Origin of the sequence: Enterococcus alishanensis (assembly GCF_019218635.1) — a bacterium.
Lineage (GTDB): Bacteria > Bacillota > Bacilli > Lactobacillales > Enterococcaceae > Enterococcus_A > Enterococcus_A alishanensis.
The window spans coordinates 211,278-231,745 of record NZ_JAHUZB010000001.1; the positions used below are offsets into that span (position 1 = coordinate 211,278).

Here is a 20,468-nt window from a genome sequence, read left to right on the forward strand (position 1 = left end):
ATGAAAAATCGTTGTTCTTTGATTGAAAGGATCAAAAATGAACTATTTGAAACGAGCATGGTATAGTGTCAGTCGCAGAAAAGGAAAATCTTTCATTCTATTTACTGTTGTTTTTGTCTTAGGAAATGTCATTGCCGGTGCAATTGCAATTCAACAATCAACTGGAAATGTGGAAAAGAAAATGAAACAACAATTAGGAGCCACAGTGAGTGCAGAAATGGACATCGATAAATTAATGGAGGAAGGTGATGGTACCGCTTCGTTCACTGGTCCTGCTCCTTTGAAAGAAGAAACAATCAAACAAATTGGATCCTCTTCGTATGTGAAAGACTATGATTATAGTTATTCAGGTTATTTAACTGTTGATAAATTTAAAACATATCAAATGAAAAATGATAATGTCAGTGTAAATGGCGATATTGCTTCTTTAAACTTGAAAGGAAGTAATAGAAGTGAAGCTGCTGATTTCAAAAATAAAAAAATTAAGTTAGTTGAAGGTCGGTTAGTGTCTAAGGATGAAATCAAAAATGGTAAAGCAGTAGCGGTTATTTCAAAAAAAGTTGCTGATGAGAATGGTTTGGGTATCGGAGATCAAATGGTGATTGATACAAAAATGGTTTCTCAGAATGCTGACGGGACAAGTGAATCTCAAGAAGCGCTGAAACATTCGATAGAAATTGTGGGCTTGTTTGAACCAATCACTTTAGATAAAAAGAAAAGTGATGAAAAAAAAGGTGGCATCCAGCAACAGTTTTTAGAAATGGATCAGTTCAATACAATTTATATGTCTAATAAATTGGTACGTTCAATTAACCAACAAGAAATTGAAAAAGGAAAAGAACTTGATCCTGATGCTTATAAAGATGAGGAAGTCCAGCAACAGATCACACCAATCTATAATTTGAAATCGCCTGATGATGTTGAAGCTTTCAAAGAAGAAATGACAGCTTTGTTACCAGAAGGTTATAAAGCAACTGCTTCAACTGATGAGTTTGATAAGGTTGGTGGCAGTGTTCAAAAACTTTCAACAATTTCTGGTTATGTAGTTATATTGTCGATTATTGCTTCTTTATTGATTATTTCTTTAGTCGTTGTACTTTTTATGAGAGATCGAAAACATGAATGGGGCATTTATTTATCCTTAGGGGAACGTAGAAAACACATCATGCAACAGGTTGTTTTAGAGCTTTTATTCATTAGTTTGGTAGCCATGTGTTTGTCTTTAATTACCGGAAATATGTTAGGTAAATTAATTTCTGAGTCATTAGTCGCCAGTGATGCATTAACGGAATTACAACAAGCTGCAGGAAATCAATTATTCATTTCTGGGAGTTCAAGTCTAGGTGCTAGTCTTAGCACAGAAGATGTAATTAATAACTACCAAGTCAAATTTTCGTTGTCTTACATCGTTACTTTTTTAATTTCAGGAATTTCAACGGTCTTATTATCAGCGATTTTGCCGTTGACTTATGTAATGCGCTTAAATCCTAAGAAAATTATGATGTAGGAGGAGAAATTTATGACAATCTTAAAAGCAAAAAATATTTATTATTTTTATCAAGATGGTGACCAAAAACGAATTATTTTAAATGATACTTCTGTTAGCTTTGAAAAAGGCCAGTTTTATACAATTTTAGGTGATTCTGGATCAGGTAAGACCACTTTTCTGTCATTGATAAGTGCCTTAGATGAACCAAAATCCGGTGAAATTCTATACCAAGGAACTGATATTCAAACAATTGGATACGGAAAATACCGACGAGATGATGTAAGCATAATTTTTCAAAATTACAATTTAGTTCCTTATTTAACAGCGCTGGAAAATGTGTTAGTAGCTATGACGATTACAGATAATTCCTTACCAAAAAATCATCAAGAAGTTGCTTACAATTTACTAGATTATATTGGTATCAATAAAAATAAAGCTGATCGCGTAGTGACACAACTTTCAGGGGGAGAGCAACAACGAGTGGCAATTGCTCGAGCCTTATCAACAAATGTTGACATTATTTTAGCTGACGAACCAACTGGAAATTTAGATCAAGAAATGGAACAAGAAATTGTCAATATTTTTAAAGATTTGGCCGTTACTCATAACAAATGCGTAATCGTAGTAACTCATTCGAAAGAAATCGCGCAGCAATCAGATAAAACTTTCTTTTTAAAACAAGGCGAGTTGGTTCATTATGAGTGATTTCCTTTCAAATTTTAATGGCCCTAATTATAAAAAAAGCGAAGAACAATCCAAGGAAATAGAAGAAAAAAAAGTGCCAGAAAAAAAAGATAATAAACGTTCAAAAAATGAAATAACTGAAATTGACGATACTTATCAAGATAAGCAAAAAAGAAAAAAACGCAGAATAATTGTTGCTGCCTTATTAGCTGTGATAGGTTGTTTTGTCATTTATTATCAGATGAGTCATGTGAAGATGCCTGATTTTACAGATAAATCTTTGTCAGACGCCCGCTTATGGGCAACAAAAAATAAATTGAAAGTTTCTACTAAACAAGAATTTTCATTAAAAAAAGAAGCGAACGTAGTTATGTCTCAGTCCAATCAAGCTGGTAGAAGGGTAAAGAAAGGCACAACTATTCGATTAAACATTAGTAAAGGCCCTAATCCAAACCAACAATTAGAATTACCAGATTTTTCCAAATTAAGTAAGCCGTTGGCAGAAAAATGGATTGAGGAAAACAAAGCAACGAACCTTTCGTTAATTGAAGAGTATAGTGATACAGCTGAAAAAGGAAAATTTCTCAAATTTGAAATTGCAAACTCTGACGTTTCGGAAAAGAAATATCGCCGTAAGGATGCAGCAAAAGTGTTTTATTCTAAGGGGAAAGAAACTTATAAAAAAGATATCTCCGTACCGAATTTTGTCAGACAAACTAGAAATGAAGTAGAAACTTGGGCGAAAAATAATGAGATTAATATGACTTATGAAGAAACAACTTCTAATGATCTACCTGTAGATAGTGTTATTTCTCAAAGTTTGGCTAAAGATGAAAAAATTGCTAAAAAAGATGAAATGACAGTGGTAGTTTCTTTAGGTAAGGGCTATGTGATACCAAATTTTTCTGATTTTAGTATGGAAGATGCTGCAAATGCAATAGACGGAGTGCAAGTTCAGGCAAGAGGAATTTATACAGATAATTTACCTTATGGGCAGTTAGTTTCACAGAGTGTTCCAGCAGGTACAGTTTTAAATGCTAAAAATGATTTGAGGGTTGAAGCTGTGTACTCTCTTGGTCAACCCTATCTAAAAGATTTAAGAGGTTCTTATGTAGAAGGGGATTTGCAAAAGTATTTTTATGATGAGTTTAACTCTAAAGGTGTCAATATTAACTATACAATTCGACAAGTAGATTCTGATCAACCAAAAGGAACGGTTGTTGGGATGAGTGTTCATAATATTTTTCTACCCCTAAATTATACTGTCTCGATTGATATTAGCTTAGGCAACCTTGGGTCGGCTTCTACCAGTATTCCTAATAACCAGAAAGAACAACCTACCGAAGATTAAAATCAGCGTTTCCTGTTTGATAGGAAACGCTGATTTTTATAGTCGAAAACCTTGTTCTTTCAAAAACTCGCTTGTATCAGGACGTAAAATTTGATGAAAATGTTGCAAGATGGTGTCTGACCAATTGCCATTTTGTTGATTAGAACTGCGGTTGGCATAATAAGATGCCATGATTTCATCGTATTTTGTCAAAGTTTCTGGGGTCAATTTTTGATAGCTGTCGATATTAAGCGTTCCTGCTAAAGGAATTCTTGGCTTCACTTCATTTTTTTTCGCGGGATAACCGACCGTTAGACCAAAAATCGGGTACGTCAATTCGGGTAGGTTTAATAATTCTTTGATCCGAAATAAATCATTACGTAAGCCACCGATGTAACAAATACCTAAATCAATTGATTCCGCATAAGTTGCCATGGTTTGGGCGGCGATGGTGGCATCAACAATTGCTACTACGAGGGATTCAACGGTTCTTAATGGTGTTAAATCTTGCTTGGCTTGATTTAAAACTTGGGCATGTTTATTTAAATCTGCCACAAAAACATAATATGCACCGGTATCTGTATAGCCTCGAGCGTTTGAAATATTTTCAATTGCCACCAACTTTTCTGGATCTTTAACCTCAATTAATGAATAAGCTTGGATAAAATGTGAACTGCTGGGACTTTTAGCTGCAGTCACTAATTTTTCTTTTACAGCCTCTGGGATTTCTTTTGTAAGAAAATTCCGCACAGAAGTATGCTGAATCATTTGTTCAAATAATTCCATCGAATCACTCCTTTTTAATTAGTGTAAATAAAATGGAATAATCTAGCTAGCGAAATCTCTCAAAAAAAATAATATGAAAAATTTCATCTTATTTTCATCTGAGTGCAATCTTTATGTTATACTGTTCACAACATTTTTAGAGGAGTGAAGACAATGCAAGCAGTTTTAACAGTAATCGGTAAAGACAAAGTGGGTATCATTGCGGGTGTAAGTCAAAAATTATCTGAATTAAATGTAAACATTTTAGATGTTTCGCAAACAATCATGGGAGATTATTTTACCATGATGATGTTGTTGGAATTAAAAGATGCAGCACAAGATTTTGAAACAACTGCTAAAACGTTGCGGGAATTAGGCAAAGCTTTAGGAGTTAAAATTAGTGTTCAAAACCAAGAAATTTTTGACACGATGCATAAATTATAAGGAGGAAGAACTTTGGAAACTAATCAAATATTAGAAACAATTCGTATGATTGAAGAAGAAAATCTTGATATTCGAACAATTACCATGGGGATTTCTCTTTTGGATTGTATCGACAGTGATGGAGATAAAGCTTGCGAAAAAATCTACCAAAAAATTGTCACTAAGGCGAAAGATTTGGTTAAAGTCGGTGAGGCAATCGAAGCGGAATATGGCATTCCGATTATTAATAAACGGGTCTCAGTGACGCCAATTGCGATTGTTGCGGCAGCTTCACAAGAAACGAGCTATGTAAAATATGCTCATGCTTTAGATCGTGCTGCGAAAACTTTAGGAATTGATTTCATCGGTGGTTTTTCAGCATTAGTAGAAAAAGGTTATCAACATGGGGATGATATTTTAATTCGTTCCATTCCTCAAGCGTTAGCAGAAACTGATTTTGTTTGTGGCTCGGTCAATGTTGGTTCAACAAAAGCTGGGATTAATATGGATGCTGTTAGACAAATGGGTGAAATCATTAAAGAAACGGCAGAATTATCTGATTTAGGCTGTGCTAAATTGGTTGTTTTTGCCAATGCGGTGGAAGACAATCCTTTTATGGCTGGCGCATTTCATGGTGTTGGTGAGGCTGACTGTGTCATCAATGTTGGTGTCAGTGGACCTGGAGTGGTTAAACGCGCGCTGGAAAAAGTCAAAGGAGAATCTTTTGATGTCGTTGCTGAAACCATTAAACAGACAGCCTTTAAGATTACCCGTATGGGTCAATTAGTTGGAAAAGTAGCCTCCGAAAGATTAAATGTTCCTTTTGGAATTGTTGATTTATCTTTAGCACCTACACCAGCTGTTGGCGATTCTGTTGCTCATGTTTTAGAAGAAATGGGTCTAGAAACGGTTGGGACTCATGGAACTACTGCGGCGTTAGCTTTATTAAATGATGCAGTCAAAAAAGGCGGCGTGATGGCTTGTAATCATGTCGGTGGTTTGTCAGGCGCATTTATTCCTGTTTCTGAAGATGCTGGAATGATAGACGCGGTTAATAAAGGTGCTTTAACGATTGAAAAACTAGAAGCTATGACGGCAATTTGTTCAGTCGGGTTAGATATGATTGCGATTGCTGGCGATACACCGGCTGAAAGTATTGCAGCGATGATTGCTGATGAATCGGCTATTGGTGTTATTAATCATAAAACGACAGCAGTCAGAATTATTCCTGCGAAAGGCAAAAAAATTGGTGACATGGTTGAATTTGGTGGTCTTCTAGGACGAGCGCCAGTCATTAAAACCAATCAAAATAGTTCAGCAGATTTTGTGATGCGAGGCGGTAGAATTCCAGCACCGATTCATTCTTTTAAAAATTAAACAGAAAAATTTCTCAAAAGAGTGGTTGACATTCAATTTTTTTAAGGCTATTCTTTACTTATAAAATAAACCTGCTAAGAAAAAGGTCATGATTTTATTTTATTTACTGCTAAGAGAGAGAAGCCAAGGCTGAAAGCTTCTTCTGGAATAAATAAGATTACTCCCTTTGAGCTGATAGAAAACTATCCGATTGATACTCGCTACGTATTGCAAGAGTCAAAGAAATTTTTTTCTTTGAAAACTTGGGTGGTAACACGTTTAGTCACGTCCCTTATATTTTAAGGGGCGTTTTTTGTTTATATTGATATGGTTGAAAAAGGTCATGAGTTAAAGTATTCCCTGTTGCAAGAGAAAGAAGCCAAGGCTGGAAGCTTCTAACATATTTTTTAACTTACTCCCTTTGAATCGGGTTTAAAAAATCCCGCTTGATGTTCGTTAACACATCACCATGAGCCAGAAATTTTTATTTTTGGGAATTTGGGTGGTAACACGTGTGAAACTACGTCCCTTTTACTTTTAAAGGGGCGTATTTTTTTATAAATTTAAACAAATAACAGATTGGAGTTGAGTAGTATGTCAAACAAAGAAATCGAAATCGTCTTTCAAGATGGAAAAAAACAAATGGTGGTGAATGATACTACCTTGATGGAGATAAATCGTGAACAAAAAGCAAAAGCAATTGTTGGAAGCATCGATGGTGAGTTGGTAGACTTAGCTCAGCCAGTCGTTGAAAATAGTGAAGTGGCTTTTTATCAAAAAAATAGTCCTGAAGGCGAGGCTGCGATTCGTCGTTTAAGTAGTTTAATCTTAGCCCGGGCAGTTAAAAATCTATATCCTGAAGTACAATTTGCATCAGAAGAATTAGTGGAAAATGGTTTTTATCTAGATATGCGTTTAGCCCAACCACTAAGCGTTTTGGCTTTAAAAGATATTGAAGTAGAAATGAAAAAAATCATTAAAAGTGATCGAAAAATTGAAAGCAATCAAATGAGTGCCGCTGAAGCTCGTGAAGTCTTCAAAGATAATGAGTTTCAATTATTTTATTTAGCAAAATTTGCCGATGATATTCCGGTATTTGTTTATGACTTAGCAGGCGTAGTGATATTTAGTTTAAAACCATTGGCTTTAAACCTACAAGCAGCTAAAAACTTTGCTTTAGTAAAAGTTTCTGGGGCTTATTGGCAAGGCAATGCAGACAATGAAATGTTGCAAAGAATCTCAGCTGCAGTCTATGCTGATGCGCAACCATTAGAGGACTACTTGGTGTTCCTAGATGAGTCTGAAAAACGTAGTCATCAAAAATTAGGAAAAGAATTAGAACTATTCATGTTTTCAGAAGAAGCACCTGGGATGCCATTTTATTTAGAAAAGGGTCAAATTATTCGTAACGAACTTGAGCGTTTCTTGCGAGAATTGCAAGCCAAGTATGATTATCGTGAAGTGAAAACACCATTGATTATGAATCAACGTTTATGGGAACAATCAGGTCACTGGGATCATTATAAAGACAATATGTACTTTACAAAAGTAGATGATCAAGATTACGCTTTGAAACCAATGAACTGCCCAGGACACTGTTTAATTTTCAAAAATAGTGCGAAATCTTATCGTGATTTGCCAATTCGGATGTCAGAATTTGGTCAAGTTCACCGTCATGAATTTAGCGGGGCTTTAAATGGACTATTACGGGTTCGGACTTTCTGTCAAGATGATGCCCATATCTTTGTTCGTCGTGATCAAATCGAACAAGAAATTGCGTTAGCTTTAAAAATTATTGATGAAGTTTATAAAATCTTTGGCTTTGAATATGCGGTAGAACTTTCAACTCGTCCAGATGATTTCATGGGTGACATTGAACTATGGAATGAAGCGGAAGCGTCTCTAGGAAAAGTACTAAGTGATTTAGACTATAAATATACAATTAATGAAGGCGATGGCGCATTTTATGGTCCGAAGATTGATATTCATATCAAAGATGCCTTAAATCGTAGTCATCAATGTGCAACTGTTCAATTGGATTTCCAAATGCCAGAAAAATTCGATTTGAATTATGTGGATGAAAATAATGAAAAAGCTCGTCCAGTAATGATTCACCGAGCAGTGTTTGGTTCATTGGATCGTTACCTAGGAATCTTGATTGAACATTTTGCCGGTGCCTTCCCAGTTTGGTTAGCACCAAAACAAGTGGAATTAATTTCTGTTTCTGAAGCCCATCAGGAATATGTTGAAAAACTATATACTGAATTTAAAGAATTAGGTATTCGGGTAGATATAGATATTCGGAATGAAAAACTTGGTAAGAAAATCCGCGATGCGGAAATGAAGAAAATTCCTTACAGTTTAGTTATCGGTGATAAAGAGGTTTCAGGTGATAAATTTGCTGTACGTCGCCATGGACATGCCAATAATGATGTAGAAGAAATGTCGAAAGCGGAATTTATTCAATTGGTTCAAAAACAAGCAGCTGAAAAAAGCGGCAACTATTAACAGGAAAAAAATTCCTTGAGATGAATAAAATCATTTCAAGGAATTTTTTTGTTGTAAACCCTCTGTTAGCCAGCGGGCTTTAAAACGATAATCATGAATCAGTTCTTCTTTGCTCCAATCATTTGCTAGCATATCGGTTAAAGAATCGATGACTAGCTTCATGGAAAAATATAAAAAGCTGACACTCTCTGCTTCACTTTGAATATTGAAATGATTTTCTTGTAAGATAGCTGTCCAAGCATCCATGCCGTGAGCCATCGGACTTCGATAAGAAAACAAGTAGCTATTTTGCGTTAATAGAGCCAATTGTCGATATTTTGGCTCTGTTTCTTCTAAATCGACATAAGACAATAGAAAGTTTTCAATTCCTTTAAAATAGTCACTTTTTTGGTGGGTAATATAACCGATAATTTCGCCATGGACAATCCCGGCATAATAATGGATTAAATAATCATATGCTTCATTCAAATCTTCAAAATACTTATAAAAGATTCCCCGTGACATATTTAATGCTGAGACAATTTCGCTGACTTTTACTTGGCCTAAAGGTTTGGCATAAAAAATATCCAATAAAATTCCTCGAATGTATTCCTGTCGCTCTGTTGGCAAATTTTTAAATGTTGATTTGGGCATTATTTTCACCTCGTTTTGCTTTGTCAAAAACATTATAACATATGAAAAAAATGATGAGGCAGAATTGGTGACAAATTGTTACTAAGCGTGTAAGATGCACAAGTAATCAAAGAAAAATATTTTTTTGAAACACGAGTGACAAATTGTCATTTTAAAAATTGGAGGGAAATTTATGTTTTTAGCTTGGAAAGAAATGCGCTATTCAAAACTGCGCTTTAGTTTAATTATTGGCATTATGATTTTGGTGGGCTACGTGGTTTTTATGTTGTCAGGCTTAGCGAATGGTTTAGCTGATGGCCACAAAAAAGCGATTGTCGATTGGGATGCTACTTCAATTATTTTATCAGAAGACAGTAACAAAATTGCCAGTGCCTCCCAATTAACCCAAGGAGACTTGGAACGGGTCACAGCCGATCAAAAAGCTGCGGTGGGAATGACCTCTGGTGCGATTGAAGAAAAGGGCAGTAGCAAAAAAACAAATATTTCAATCTTTGCTGCGGAAAAAAATAGTTTTGTAGTCCCAGATGTAATTAAAGGAAAAAAATATCAACAAGATAATCAAATTATCATTTCCCAAAATTTAGCTGATGATGGCTATAAAATCGGTGATCAAATAAACATTGGCAGCAGTCAAACTTTTAAAATTGTTGGGATAAGTAAAGCGACCACCTATTCAGTTGTTCCAGTTGTTTATATGAATTTAAATGCTTTTACTAATTTAAAATACGGCAATCAACCATTTACTAGTGATGCAACTAAGCCAATTAATTTAATCGCCGTTAAAGGAAAAAGTAGTTTACAACAAGTGAATGGTGCTACCAAATTGCAAAAACTAAGCTTGGCGACTTTTATCGAGAATTTACCTGGTTTTTCAGCTGAAAGTTTAACTTTAAATACGATGATTTACTTCTTATTTGTAGTTGTTGCTGCCATTATCGGAATTTTTATGTATGTCATGACTCTACAAAAAACAGCGATTTTTGGCGTGATGAAGGCGCAAGGAATTGGGACTAAATATTTGGTTCGTTCTATTTTAGCTCAAGCCTTAATTGTCGGTGTCTTTGGTGTAGTAGTAGCGATTGTTTTAAGTGGACTGACGAGTTTAGTCTTACCAGCTGCGATGCCTTTTACAGTCAATTGGATGCAGTGGGGAATTTATAGTGTGATATTAGTCATTGTAGCAATGTTAGGCGGTTTATTTTCAGTTAGAACCGTGACAAAAGTTGATCCAATAACCGCCATTGGAGGAGAATAAAATGGAAGAAATATTAGTTATGAAAGATATTGTAAAAAAATTTGGTCAAGGGCATACCGAAGTCACAGCCTTAAAGGGAATTGATTTCTCGGTGGAAGCGGGAGAATTTGTCAGTGTTATCGGGCCTTCTGGTTCAGGGAAAACCACTTTTCTAACCATTGCTGGCGGTCTGCAAAGTCCGACTAGTGGAAATATTACGATAAACAATTTTGATTTTACTGATTTGAAAGAAAAAGAACGCGCTAAAGCCCGTTTTAAAGAAATTGGCTTTATTTTACAAGCTTCCAATTTAATTCCTTTTTTAAAAGTACAAGAACAATTTCAGTTAGTTGAAAAAATTGAACATGAAAACAAACAAGCAAAATTGGAAGAACTCCTAAAATCCTTAGATATTTGGGATTTACGCAACCAATATCCTAAAGCCTTATCTGGTGGCGAACGGCAACGTGTCGCGATTGCCCGTTCATTATTTAATGATCCCAGTTTGATTTTGGCTGATGAACCGACTGCCAGCTTAGATTCTGATCATGCTTTTGATGTGGTGAAATTATTAGCTAAAGAAGCCCATGAACGGAAAAAAGCCATCGTGATGGTCACCCATGATGAAAGAATGACCCAATGGAGCGATAAAATTTATCGTATGACGGACGGGAAATTAGTTTTACAATAAATTAAATCAAGTATATGATATTAAAGAGACAGCGGACCAACTGCTGTCTTTTTAATTGAAAAGGAGCAGACTTGTGGATATTTATTTAAAGAAAGCAATTTTACATATCGTTGACCGTAGCAGTGGTGATCCACTAATTAGTCAACAAGAACTAGATTTGAGTAAGGAATATGTGCGAGATTATTTAACTAGGAAAATCTTAAAAATTTCATCGCCACAAACAAAAACCGGAGTTTTAGCAGAAGACTCTAGATTTGCTATGATTGCCAAAGATACAACGGATCATTTTGTTGCTAACAGTGAAAAATTATTGCAGTTGTGGTATGACGCATATAAAGAAAGTGAAGAAGCACCGAGTTGTGATATTTTATTGGCTTTATATGAAGAAGATACTGAAATGTATTTAGCTTTGCTAAAAATTAATTACAATCAGGGTTATACTCATTTAGTTGAGGCAGACGAAACAGGTATGAAGAATGAATTGATTTTACATCAAGCTTTGTTATCAAACAAGACGCAAAAAGCTGATGAAGCCATCACTGTTAACTTAGCAAAATTAAACTATGAATTAATTGAAAAGAAATATGTCTTTTCTGGTGAAAAACAATTCTATTTTTCGACTAAAGTGATTGAGAGTGTGCCGGTTCCTTCATTGGAGGAAAATGTTAAAGTTATCAAACGAGCAGCTGAAAAAATCGGCAGTAAATTTGAAAATCCTAAACATGATTTAGTTGCAGATGTCAAAGAAGCCATTTATGAGCAGGTGGAAGAAACTGGTCAAATCAATCCTAAAGAAGTTTCCCAAAAGGTTTTCAAAGAAAATATCTCGGCCCAAATGGCTTTTGAAGCTGAAATTGCTGAAAAAGGTGTGGAGAGCTCAGTTTCTTTAGTGAAAGAAGCCAAAGCGATTACAGAAAAAAAATACGGCAAGCAAAAATTAAAGCTTTCCAACGGAATCGAATTGATTGTACCCTTAGAAGTTTATCGTAATCCGGATTTAATCGAATTTGTGAATCAACCAGATGGCACAATTTCGGTAATGATTAAAAATGTTGATGAAGTCATTAATCGAATTTAAAGCTACAAGGAGGGAAAAAAGTGGAACCATGGCAAAAATTTTTTAAAATTGGTCATTATACTGACCAAACAAATATGACTGGTTGTACCGTAATTGTTGCGGAAAATGGTGCAACGGGCGGTGTTTATGTTCGTGGAGGTTCTCCCAATACTCGTGACACAGACGCTTTGAAATCAGAAAACAATCGGAAATTTCTTCATGCAGTGACCTTATCAGGTGGTAGCGGCTTTGGCTTGTCAGCTAGTGATGGTGTTGTTGGCTTCTTGGAAAAGAAAAAAATTGGTCGTGATGTTGGTGTCACAGTGGTTCCTAATGTCAGCGGCGCAAGTTTATTTGATTTAAAAATTGCCAATAGTGAGGTGCGACCAGATTCAGAGGCGGGCCGTCTAGCTTGTGAAGCGGCGTTTTCCGAAGAAATTTTTCAATCAGGGAATTTTGGTGCGGGAACTGGCGCGACAGTTGGTACGATTAATGGATCAGAAAATGCCATGAAAGGCGGTATTGGAATTCATACACTAACTTACGGAGAATTATTTGTGACAGCAGTTATTGCAGTCAATGCTGTTGGAGATATTTATGATGAAGAAAAAAATCAATTTATCGCTGGTACTCGCCGGGGAACAACGATGGGTCATGCAGAAGAAATTCTTTTGGAAAAATATCTAACAGATTCAGATCTATATTCTGGTAATACAGTGATTGGTTGTGTTATGACCAATGCCATGATGCCAAAAAATAAAGCCAATAAATTAGCGGATTTAAGTCATAATGGGATTGCTCGAGCAGTTCGACCAGCCCATACTACTTACGATGGCGATACAATGTTTATCTTGGCAGCTAACGAAATTCCCGCAAGCTTTGAAGCTGTGTCAATTCTAACAGTGAGAGCAGTGCGAGCAGCCATATTAGAGGGTGTTCAAGCGGCCGAAAGCTATGCACCATTTTTGGCAGCAAAAGATTTTAAATAAAAAATTCTGGCGCAATATGCGTCAGAATTTTTTATTTTGCTACAAATAGTTGAACAGCCTGCATAATCATATACGTAATCCCCGCTGCGATTACAGGACCAGCAGCGACACCTTTTAAAAAGACGACCCCGACAATCGTTCCAAAGACTAAAGCTACCGTTACTTCGGGTGATTGGGCAATTAAATTTACACCACGAGCAGACAAAATAGCGACTAAAATACCACATAAAGTTGCTACCCAGCCTAAAGGTGATTTCAAAGTATTAAATAAATCACGAAAAGCAATATCGCCTGTTGCGATTGGTACTAAAATAGTTGCAGAAATTAAAGTAACGCCCCAATTAATCCCCTTTTGATTCAAGGTGGTTAATATTTTATCGGCGTTAGGCAAGATTTTTAATAGACAAACAGCCAAAACAGCAATTAACAAACTCTGATTTTTAGCAAAGAAAGCAATTGCTACAATTAAGCCAAGAAAAAGCCAGCTTTCCATTTTCTTCCTCCTAAATGTCATTTGATTCTCAATAAGAATAGCATTTTTTTATTGAAAACCCAAAAATAATTCTAAAACAGATAAATAGATAAATCTATTTTTTCTGATAGAATTTAGCTTCTCATTTCTTCATCCATTGTCGAATAAGTCCAAAACATAGCTATTACATGATTTTTCTTACATAAACCATCAGATAAATCGGCATTTTTCATTCTAATAACAGAAAAAAATGAGATAAAATAAAAAATTAAGCTTTTTTCTACAGTTTTGAATGATTATAAAGTACAATGGAATAGTAAGAAAAAAATGAATATAGGAGGAATTTTTCATGAAGGCTATCGTTTTAGGCTCTTCTCATGGTGGATATGAAGCTGTAGAAGAACTATTGCTGTTGCATCCTGATGCAGAGATTCAGTGGTATGAAAAAGGTGACTTCATCTCATTCATGGGTTGAGGCACGCAAATGTATCTTGAAGGGGTCGTAAAAGATGTGAATTCAATTCGCTATATGACACCAGAAAAGATGAGAGAACGTGGGGTCCACGTCTTTGATAACACTGAAATTACAAAAGTAGAACCTGACAAACATCAGGTAGAAGTATTGAACCATGTGACAGGTGAAAGCCGCGTCGAAAGTTATGACAAATTAATTTTAAGTCCTGGAGCAAATCCATTTATCGTGCCAGTTCCTGGTAATGATTTGGCAAACATTAAAACTATGCGGGGTCGTCAAGACACGATTGATTTAAGAATGTTGGCTGTTGATCCAGAGATTGAAAATGTGGTGATTATCGGTAGCGGCTATATCGGTATCGAAGCAGCAGAAAGTTTTGCTGTAGCTGGTAAAAATGTAACAGTCATCGATGTGATTGATCGTCCATTAGGCGTTTATTTGGATAAAGAATTGACTGATGTTTTACAAGAAACGATGGAAGCAAACAATATTCGGTTTGCCACTGGCGAACGAGTGCAAGCTTTTGAGGGCGTTGATGGTAAAGTCAAAAAAGCAATCACTGATCAAGGTGAATATTCAGCTGACTTAGTTGTTATGTCTGCCGGTGTTCGACCAAATACAAAATGGTTAGAAGGCGCTGTTGAATTATTACCAAATGGTATGATTAAAACAGACAAATTCATGCAAACTAGTGCACCAGATGTATTTGCAGTCGGTGATGCCACTTTAATCCAATATAATCCAGGACAAACTGAGATGAATGTTTCTCTTGCAACTAATGCAAGTCGTCAAGGTCGCTATGCTGTGAAAAACTTAATGGCACCGACAAAACCATTCCCAGGGGTTCAAGGTTCTTCTGCCTTACGTGTTTTTGATTATAAATTTGCTTCAACCGGTTTAAATGATGCAACTGCTGGTAAATTAGGGATTGAAATCAAATCTGTCTTAGTAGAACAAGATACTTTGATGGATTTCGTACCAGAAAAAATGAAAGAACGTGTATTGTTTAAATTAGCTTACGATCCAGAAACTTTAAAAATCGTCGGCGCACAAATTTTATCTAAACAAGATTTGACAGCAAACATCAATGCTATGTCGATCGCTATTCAAACTGGTTTCACGATTGAACAATTGGCTTATGCTGATTTCTTCTTCCAACCAGAATTTGATATGCGTTGGAACTTACTAAATGTTGCAGGTCAAAAAGCTTTAAACCAAGAAAGATAAAATAATCCTTTTCAGACTACATCATTATGGTGTAGTCTTTTTTTAGAGAATAAATTAAGGAGATTGAAATGAAAATAGGGTTAAGAACAATAAAAACTGCCATTGGTGCCGCAATTGCATTGTTAATTGCTGAAGCGATTGGTTTAGCTTATCCGACCTCAGCGGCGATTATTACCGTTTTGAGCGTCACCAATACGAAACGCTCTACCGCAAAAACAGCCATAGGGAGAGTTTTATCGCTGACTTTGGCCTTAGCAGTAGCATTGATTTGTTTTTCTATATTAGGTTTTCACGCGATTGCTTTTGGTTTGTATTTGCTGATTTTTATTCCTTTTTCAGTCAAATTTAAATTAAGTGAAGGAATTGCCGTCAGCTCCGTTTTGATCACTCATTTTCTCAGTGATGGTCGCTTTAGCTGGCCGGCCATTGCCAATGAATATTTGTTGATGATTATTGGTGTTGGCTGTGCGTTAGCCGTTAATTTGTACATGCCTGACACAGAAAAAAGAATTCAAGAAGATCAGTTAGTCGTGGAAGTCATTATGAGGGATCTTTTGCAAGAGATGGCGACTTATTTGAATCAGTCGTCAAAAGAAGCCATGCTGTTTCAAATGTGCCAATCTTTAGCAGATTTTATTAAAGAGGCGCAAAATAATGCCCGCCAATTTGAAGAGAATCGTTTTGTAGGGGCCAATCATTATTATTTCGAATATTTTGCGATGCGGCGTTTACAGTTACGTATCTTAAATAATATGTTGACTATTTTACAAGATTTGTCAGCGACTGAAGAAGAGGCTCACGAATTGCAGGAGTTGTTAAACTTTACTAGTGAAACTTTGGCTGAAGATAATGATGGTAAGGTGATTCAAGAAAAAATTGCCGAAACAAACCAAAAATATCGGCAAAAGGATTTACCAGATAGTCGGGAAGCATTTGAAAATCGAGCCCAACTATTTCAGCTTTTTCAATTGTTTCAAGAATTTATTGAAATCAAAGCTAGTTTTCATCGACAACAAAAATAAACAGGAAACGGTTTTTAGCCGTTTCCTGTTTTTTTATGGAATAAATTAGCTCCACGGGTAAATTTCCAAATGAAGAAAGTTTGACTTAAAGCTAATGCCAAAAAGCATAGTGCAATGATAAAAGTAGTTTGGTATCCAATCAAATGATAACAAAAAACCGCGACAACAACACCACTAATAAAGGCGGTAACTACACTGGAAAAATGAAAAAAACCTTTTTTAGCAAGCGGGTCATGATTTTTAAGGTAGTCGTAAAAATTGGTGGCCATCCCTTTTAAATTACCCGTGGTAAACAAATTGGTATAAGTTAAGCCATTGATTTTGTCAAAGCTAATCCATTGAATAGCTGCAGTGAAAGCAATCAGCATAATCACAATTGTATGCAACGGTTGAAAAAATTGTGTCGTTAACAAAAGAAAAATTACAGCTTCGTAGTACAACACGCCTAAACGCCAAAAGAACCATTTTTTCTGATTGGCAAGGTCAATTAAATATTTTGCCAAAAAGATTCCTAGAAAAAAACACAAAGTCGACAATAGCTTTTTACCAACGGACGCCCATTGACCGTCAAATCCTTGAATAATGGCTAAGACTAAATTACCAGTCTGAGCGGAAGCAAAAGCTTGGTATCGTAAATAAGTATAGCTATCCAACATGCCGCCAATAAAAGTCAGCATCAGTCCTACTGAAGGATTTTCATGGAAGCTTTTCATAAAAATCATCTCTTTTCTGTCTTATCTTAGCACAAAGAAAAGTTTCTTGAAAAATAATTTCCATTTTATCAGCATTTCTATCTTGAAATTTTTCATTTATAGCAACAGAAATGAAGTTGCAACTATCTTTTTTACCCAGTTGTGTTAGAATAAACATGTTTTTTATCATGTGAACTGTGAAGGGAAAGAAGCACCATGCCTAAAAGGCCAGTCTGGATAGAAACGTTATCCGCGGCAGCACCCCTTTGTTTAAGCTATATTCCTGTTGGTTTAGCGTGCGGAATGCTTTTACAAAAAGTTGGTTTTAACGTTTTCTTAACAGCATTAATATCGATCTTAGTTTTTTCTGGCGGCGCCCAATTTTTAGTTGTTTCAATGTTAGCCGTTCATGCATCATTGGCAACGACAGTTTTGATGGTTTTCTTCTTGGAGTTGCGCTATGCCTTATTGGGGGCGAGTTTATCACAATTTTTTAAAGATGAGTCGCGGGGAAGAATTGGTTTGTTTGCCCAATCGATGAACGATGAAAATTATGCAGTAAATTATTTAAAATATTCGACGGATTCCAACTGGAATTATAAAAAAGCGCTATCAGTTAATTGGCTATCATTGAGTGCTTGGACAATCAGTACGGTAGCAGGAACGATTTTTGGTTCGGTCATCCATATCAATACAGAATTGGTCCATTTTGCTTTGACAGCAATGTTTATTTTTATGTTTATGATGCAATTGAAGGATCGCCTATTGCTTTTTTCCGGCTTACTATCGGGTGTATTATCTGTTTTATTGATGCTGCTTTTTCAAAATACATTTGGTTTAATTGTAGCTACTTTACTGGCTTCATTGGCGGGATATTTGTTGGAACGTCAGCATAAAAGAAAAACCACAAAACAGCAAGGAGCCTCTTTATGAGTAATTATTTATTGCTAGTTATCATTTGTTTGTTTGGTGCATCTTATTTACCAAGATTGTTTCCAATGATGTATTTTGCCAAGCATAAAGTGCCGGAATGGTTCAGTGAATGGATGAAATTTGTACCGATTTCATTATTTGCCGCGTTGGTCTTTAAAGATGTTTTTTTGACTGATAATGCAATCGATCTGATTGGGAATGTAAAAATTATTGCCATGTTAATTGTAGCTGTGGTTGCTTATAAAAGCCGTTCGATGGCCATATCTGTATTGACAGGTTTGGCAGCAATTTTTTTATTGAACTTGATTTAAAAAAGTGCCAGCAAAAAGGTCCTGTTAGACTTTTTGCTGGCACTTTTATTTTAGGCTTGAAATTCTGCTAAGGGACGGAAGGTCAAGATTGTCATTTTGCGATAAAATTCGGCTGGTAATTTTTTCCAAGAATTTAATAATCGTTTGAAAAAATTATCTTCTGCTTGAATCACATATTCGTTTAAAACGATCCCACTAGATTTTTTTGGTTCTTTTATCATATTTTCGTAAGCTTCTTCTGCTTGATTTTGATTATCATAAATTCCTAGAGTATCAATCTCAATGTAAGAACCTTCAATTTTTTGAGTTTCTTCAATAAAATAAACGCTTTTCTTTTCCATAAGTTTTGAGCTCCTTTACTTAATACAATCAGTTTACCCTGACTTTGTTAACTAATTGTGAAGTGAAAGGAGAAGCTTTTGTCATTTATTTATGACTTTTTTGTGTCTAAGGGTAAATAAACTTTAAATGTGGTGCCTACATTCAGTTGACTAGTGACTTTGACTTTTCCATCGTGTAAAGCCACAATTTTTTGGACAAGGGCTAGGCCAAGACCATTGCCTTTTGATTGACGACTCGTATCATTTTGATAAAATTTATCGAAAATTTTTGGGATTGTTTTTTCAGCCATCCCAACTCCTTGGTCACTAATTGCGACAATTACTGTGTCAGGTAATACTTTTATAGAAATTATGATTGTGGTATTTTCTTGACTGTATTTTAAAGCATTATCAATTAAGTTTAACCAAACTTGATACAGCAATTCTTCATTGCCAAAATAATCGGTGTTGATTAAATCAAGCTGCCAATTAATCCCTTGGTTTTCCCAACGAGGCTGTAAAAATAAAATTACCTGCCGTAATTGTTCATCTAAACGAAAATGTTGCTTTTCTAGGCCTAATTCTTGATTTTCCAATTTGGTTAATTTTAAGATGTTCTCTGTAAGTTGGCTTAATTGTCGGGTACCATCTTGAATTCGTCGTAAATAATCTTGCCGTTCAACTTCACTTAAATCTTCTGCTTGAAGTAATTGTACGTAGCCTTGAATAGTTGCAATTGGCGTTTTAAACTCATGGGAAACATCGGAAACAAAATTATTCTGTAGCATTTCGATGCTGTTTAATCCCCGGACCATTAAATTAAAATCATGGTAGAGTTGAGCAACTTCATGGACTTTTTGTTGATCGTCTAAAGCAATTGAAAAATCCCCTTGAGAAACTTGATTCATGGCTTTTCGGAGATTAGCAATCGGTTGTAAAATCCGTTTTCCCACAAATAATGAAACGCCAGCGCCAATCACTAAGCTTAATAGAGAAATAAAACCTAAAGGAAAGAATTGATTATTTCGTTCAGCTGATAGAAATTCGTAATGGTTAATCAGTAGTAATAAGAAGATGAAAATTGTTAACACAAGTAACATCATCAAAAAAATAATACAGGCAAAATAAATCCATAGTTGTGAGTAGAGTTTTTTTCTCATGCTTGAACCACTGCTTTGTAACCAAGGCCCCGAATGGTTTCAATTGAAAAATCTGAATTATTAGCAAAACGATTTCGTAGACGTTTGATATGGACGTCTATCGTTCGTTCATCTGAATCACTGTCCATGCCCCAAATTTCATCCATTAATTGCTGTCTAGTAAAAATTTTATTGGGATAAGAAAGTAATTTGTATAAAAGTAAAAATTCTTTTTGAGGTAAATTTTCGGTTAAAGTGGGGCTTTCAACTTGATAAGTTGCCTGACTCAAAGTTGTTTGTCCGACAGTTAGTTCTTGTTCATGAACAATTTGGGCCCGTCTCAATAAAGCTTCTACTCGCAAAATCATTTCTTTAACATCAATGGGTTTCACCATATAATCATCTACTCCCAAGTCAAACCCTCTTTTCTTGTCTTCAAAACGGTCCTTAGCGGTAATAAATAAAATTGGTAGATCAAATCCGGCTGAACGGAGACTGTCCGCCAATTCATAGCCATCCATATCAGGCATCATAATATCGGAAATAATTAGGTCAATGTGTTGTTTATCTAAAATATCTAAAGCTTCTAAACCATTTCTAGCAATTTCAGTAGAAAAATACGCACGTTTTAAAGCTGATTGATAAAGTAAGGCTAAATTTTCGTCATCTTCGACAATTAGTAATCGGTTCATTTGCCAATCCCTCCTTGTTGTTAAAT

General features: G+C 35.5%; 21 protein-coding genes. 14 read left to right on the forward strand and 7 right to left on the reverse strand.

Annotated features, from left to right (window positions below):
- Nucleotides 1–37: 37 nt before the first annotated feature.
- The 3 genes from KUA55_RS01055 to KUA55_RS01065 are packed head-to-tail and all read left to right on the forward strand — an operon-like array spanning nucleotide 38 to nucleotide 3,524.
- The gene (locus KUA55_RS01055) at nucleotides 38–1,507 is read left to right on the forward strand and encodes an ABC transporter permease (protein ID WP_218324319.1); all 1,470 of its coding nucleotides are present in this window, start codon (nucleotides 38–40) and stop codon (nucleotides 1,505–1,507) included.
- Between the two features lie 12 nt (nucleotides 1,508–1,519).
- Nucleotides 1,520–2,194, forward strand: coding sequence for an ABC transporter ATP-binding protein (locus KUA55_RS01060; protein WP_218324320.1), 675 nt, complete (start codon nucleotides 1,520–1,522; stop codon nucleotides 2,192–2,194).
- Nucleotides 2,187–3,524: a PASTA domain-containing protein gene (locus tag KUA55_RS01065; protein ID WP_218324321.1), complete on the forward strand. Its 1,338-nt coding sequence runs from the start codon at nucleotides 2,187–2,189 to the stop codon at nucleotides 3,522–3,524. Before KUA55_RS01060 ends, KUA55_RS01065 begins: the two co-directional genes overlap by 8 nt.
- 36 nt (nucleotides 3,525–3,560) lie before the next feature.
- On the opposite strand, the gene KUA55_RS01070 is transcribed toward KUA55_RS01065, so the two are convergent.
- Nucleotides 3,561–4,289 carry an NADPH-dependent oxidoreductase gene (locus tag KUA55_RS01070; protein WP_218324322.1) on the reverse strand — a complete coding sequence of 243 codons (729 nt, stop codon included), beginning with the start codon at nucleotides 4,287–4,289 and terminating at the stop codon, nucleotides 3,561–3,563.
- A gap of 153 nt (nucleotides 4,290–4,442) precedes the next feature.
- Between KUA55_RS01070 and KUA55_RS01075 the strand changes: the two genes are divergently transcribed.
- From KUA55_RS01075 to thrS, 3 genes are all read left to right on the forward strand, one after another.
- A complete protein-coding gene (locus KUA55_RS01075) occupies nucleotides 4,443–4,712 on the forward strand; it encodes an ACT domain-containing protein (RefSeq protein ID WP_218324323.1) in 270 nt (89 codons plus the stop codon).
- 12 nt (nucleotides 4,713–4,724) lie between these two features.
- A complete protein-coding gene (locus tag KUA55_RS01080; protein WP_218324324.1) occupies nucleotides 4,725–6,068 on the forward strand; it encodes a PFL family protein in 1,344 nt (447 codons plus the stop codon).
- Between the two features lie 573 nt (nucleotides 6,069–6,641).
- Nucleotides 6,642–8,555 carry a threonine--tRNA ligase gene (thrS, locus tag KUA55_RS01085; RefSeq protein ID WP_218324325.1) on the forward strand — a complete coding sequence of 638 codons (1,914 nt, stop codon included), beginning with the start codon at nucleotides 6,642–6,644 and terminating at the stop codon, nucleotides 8,553–8,555.
- Between the two features lie 30 nt (nucleotides 8,556–8,585).
- On the opposite strand, the gene KUA55_RS01090 is transcribed toward thrS, so the two are convergent.
- A complete protein-coding gene (locus tag KUA55_RS01090; protein WP_218324326.1) occupies nucleotides 8,586–9,188 on the reverse strand; it encodes a TetR/AcrR family transcriptional regulator in 603 nt (200 codons plus the stop codon).
- A 172-nt stretch (nucleotides 9,189–9,360) separates the two neighbouring features.
- Here KUA55_RS01090 and KUA55_RS01095 point away from each other — a divergent pair, with 172 nt between their 5' ends.
- The 4 genes from KUA55_RS01095 to KUA55_RS01110 all read left to right on the forward strand — a co-directional run bounded on the left by KUA55_RS01095 (nucleotide 9,361) and on the right by KUA55_RS01110 (nucleotide 13,159).
- Nucleotides 9,361–10,443, forward strand: a complete 1,083-nt coding sequence (locus KUA55_RS01095) for an ABC transporter permease (protein ID WP_218324327.1) — start codon at nucleotides 9,361–9,363, stop codon at nucleotides 10,441–10,443.
- A gap of 1 nt (nucleotide 10,444) precedes the next feature.
- Nucleotides 10,445–11,113 carry an ABC transporter ATP-binding protein gene (locus KUA55_RS01100; protein ID WP_218324328.1) on the forward strand — a complete coding sequence of 223 codons (669 nt, stop codon included), beginning with the start codon at nucleotides 10,445–10,447 and terminating at the stop codon, nucleotides 11,111–11,113.
- A 73-nt stretch (nucleotides 11,114–11,186) separates the two neighbouring features.
- The gene (locus KUA55_RS01105) at nucleotides 11,187–12,191 is read left to right on the forward strand and encodes a nucleoid-associated protein (RefSeq protein WP_218324329.1); all 1,005 of its coding nucleotides are present in this window, start codon (nucleotides 11,187–11,189) and stop codon (nucleotides 12,189–12,191) included.
- 20 nt (nucleotides 12,192–12,211) lie between these two features.
- Complete coding sequence (locus tag KUA55_RS01110) at nucleotides 12,212–13,159, forward strand: P1 family peptidase (protein ID WP_218324330.1); 948 nt, start codon at nucleotides 12,212–12,214, stop codon at nucleotides 13,157–13,159.
- Between the two features lie 31 nt (nucleotides 13,160–13,190).
- On the opposite strand, the gene KUA55_RS01115 is transcribed toward KUA55_RS01110, so the two are convergent.
- The gene (locus KUA55_RS01115; protein ID WP_218324331.1) at nucleotides 13,191–13,652 is read right to left on the reverse strand and encodes a DUF441 domain-containing protein; all 462 of its coding nucleotides are present in this window, start codon (nucleotides 13,650–13,652) and stop codon (nucleotides 13,191–13,193) included.
- 328 nt (nucleotides 13,653–13,980) lie between these two features.
- Here KUA55_RS01115 and KUA55_RS01125 point away from each other — a divergent pair, with 328 nt between their 5' ends.
- The gene (locus tag KUA55_RS01125) at nucleotides 13,981–15,333 is read left to right on the forward strand and encodes an FAD-dependent oxidoreductase (protein ID WP_246601340.1); all 1,353 of its coding nucleotides are present in this window, start codon (nucleotides 13,981–13,983) and stop codon (nucleotides 15,331–15,333) included.
- Nucleotides 15,334–15,401: 68 nt separating this feature from the next.
- Nucleotides 15,402–16,355: an aromatic acid exporter family protein gene (locus KUA55_RS01130; RefSeq protein ID WP_218324334.1), complete on the forward strand. Its 954-nt coding sequence runs from the start codon at nucleotides 15,402–15,404 to the stop codon at nucleotides 16,353–16,355.
- A 14-nt stretch (nucleotides 16,356–16,369) separates the two neighbouring features.
- On the opposite strand, the gene KUA55_RS01135 is transcribed toward KUA55_RS01130, so the two are convergent.
- A complete protein-coding gene (locus KUA55_RS01135; RefSeq protein ID WP_218324335.1) occupies nucleotides 16,370–17,068 on the reverse strand; it encodes a YoaK family protein in 699 nt (232 codons plus the stop codon).
- A gap of 195 nt (nucleotides 17,069–17,263) precedes the next feature.
- Here KUA55_RS01135 and KUA55_RS01140 point away from each other — a divergent pair, with 195 nt between their 5' ends.
- Together KUA55_RS01140 and KUA55_RS01145 are read left to right on the forward strand one after the other, a co-directional pair.
- Nucleotides 17,264–17,980 carry an AzlC family ABC transporter permease gene (locus KUA55_RS01140; protein ID WP_218324336.1) on the forward strand — a complete coding sequence of 239 codons (717 nt, stop codon included), beginning with the start codon at nucleotides 17,264–17,266 and terminating at the stop codon, nucleotides 17,978–17,980.
- Entirely contained in the window at nucleotides 17,977–18,291 is a 315-nt protein-coding gene (locus KUA55_RS01145) for an AzlD domain-containing protein (protein ID WP_218324337.1), read from the forward strand. The genes KUA55_RS01140 and KUA55_RS01145 overlap by 4 nt, the downstream gene beginning before the upstream one ends.
- A 50-nt stretch (nucleotides 18,292–18,341) precedes the next feature.
- Here the strand turns inward: KUA55_RS01145 and KUA55_RS01150 are convergent, their stop codons facing one another.
- The 3 genes from KUA55_RS01150 to KUA55_RS01160 all read right to left on the reverse strand — a co-directional run bounded on the left by KUA55_RS01150 (nucleotide 18,342) and on the right by KUA55_RS01160 (nucleotide 20,442).
- Nucleotides 18,342–18,632: a hypothetical protein gene (locus tag KUA55_RS01150; RefSeq protein WP_218324338.1), complete on the reverse strand. Its 291-nt coding sequence runs from the start codon at nucleotides 18,630–18,632 to the stop codon at nucleotides 18,342–18,344.
- 89 nt (nucleotides 18,633–18,721) lie between these two features.
- A complete protein-coding gene (locus KUA55_RS01155; protein ID WP_218324339.1) occupies nucleotides 18,722–19,771 on the reverse strand; it encodes a sensor histidine kinase in 1,050 nt (349 codons plus the stop codon).
- On the reverse strand, nucleotides 19,768–20,442 hold the full coding sequence (locus KUA55_RS01160; protein ID WP_218324340.1) for a response regulator transcription factor: 675 nt from the start codon (nucleotides 20,440–20,442) through the stop codon (nucleotides 19,768–19,770). The genes KUA55_RS01155 and KUA55_RS01160 overlap by 4 nt, the downstream gene beginning before the upstream one ends.
- Nucleotides 20,443–20,468: the final 26 nt, after the last annotated feature.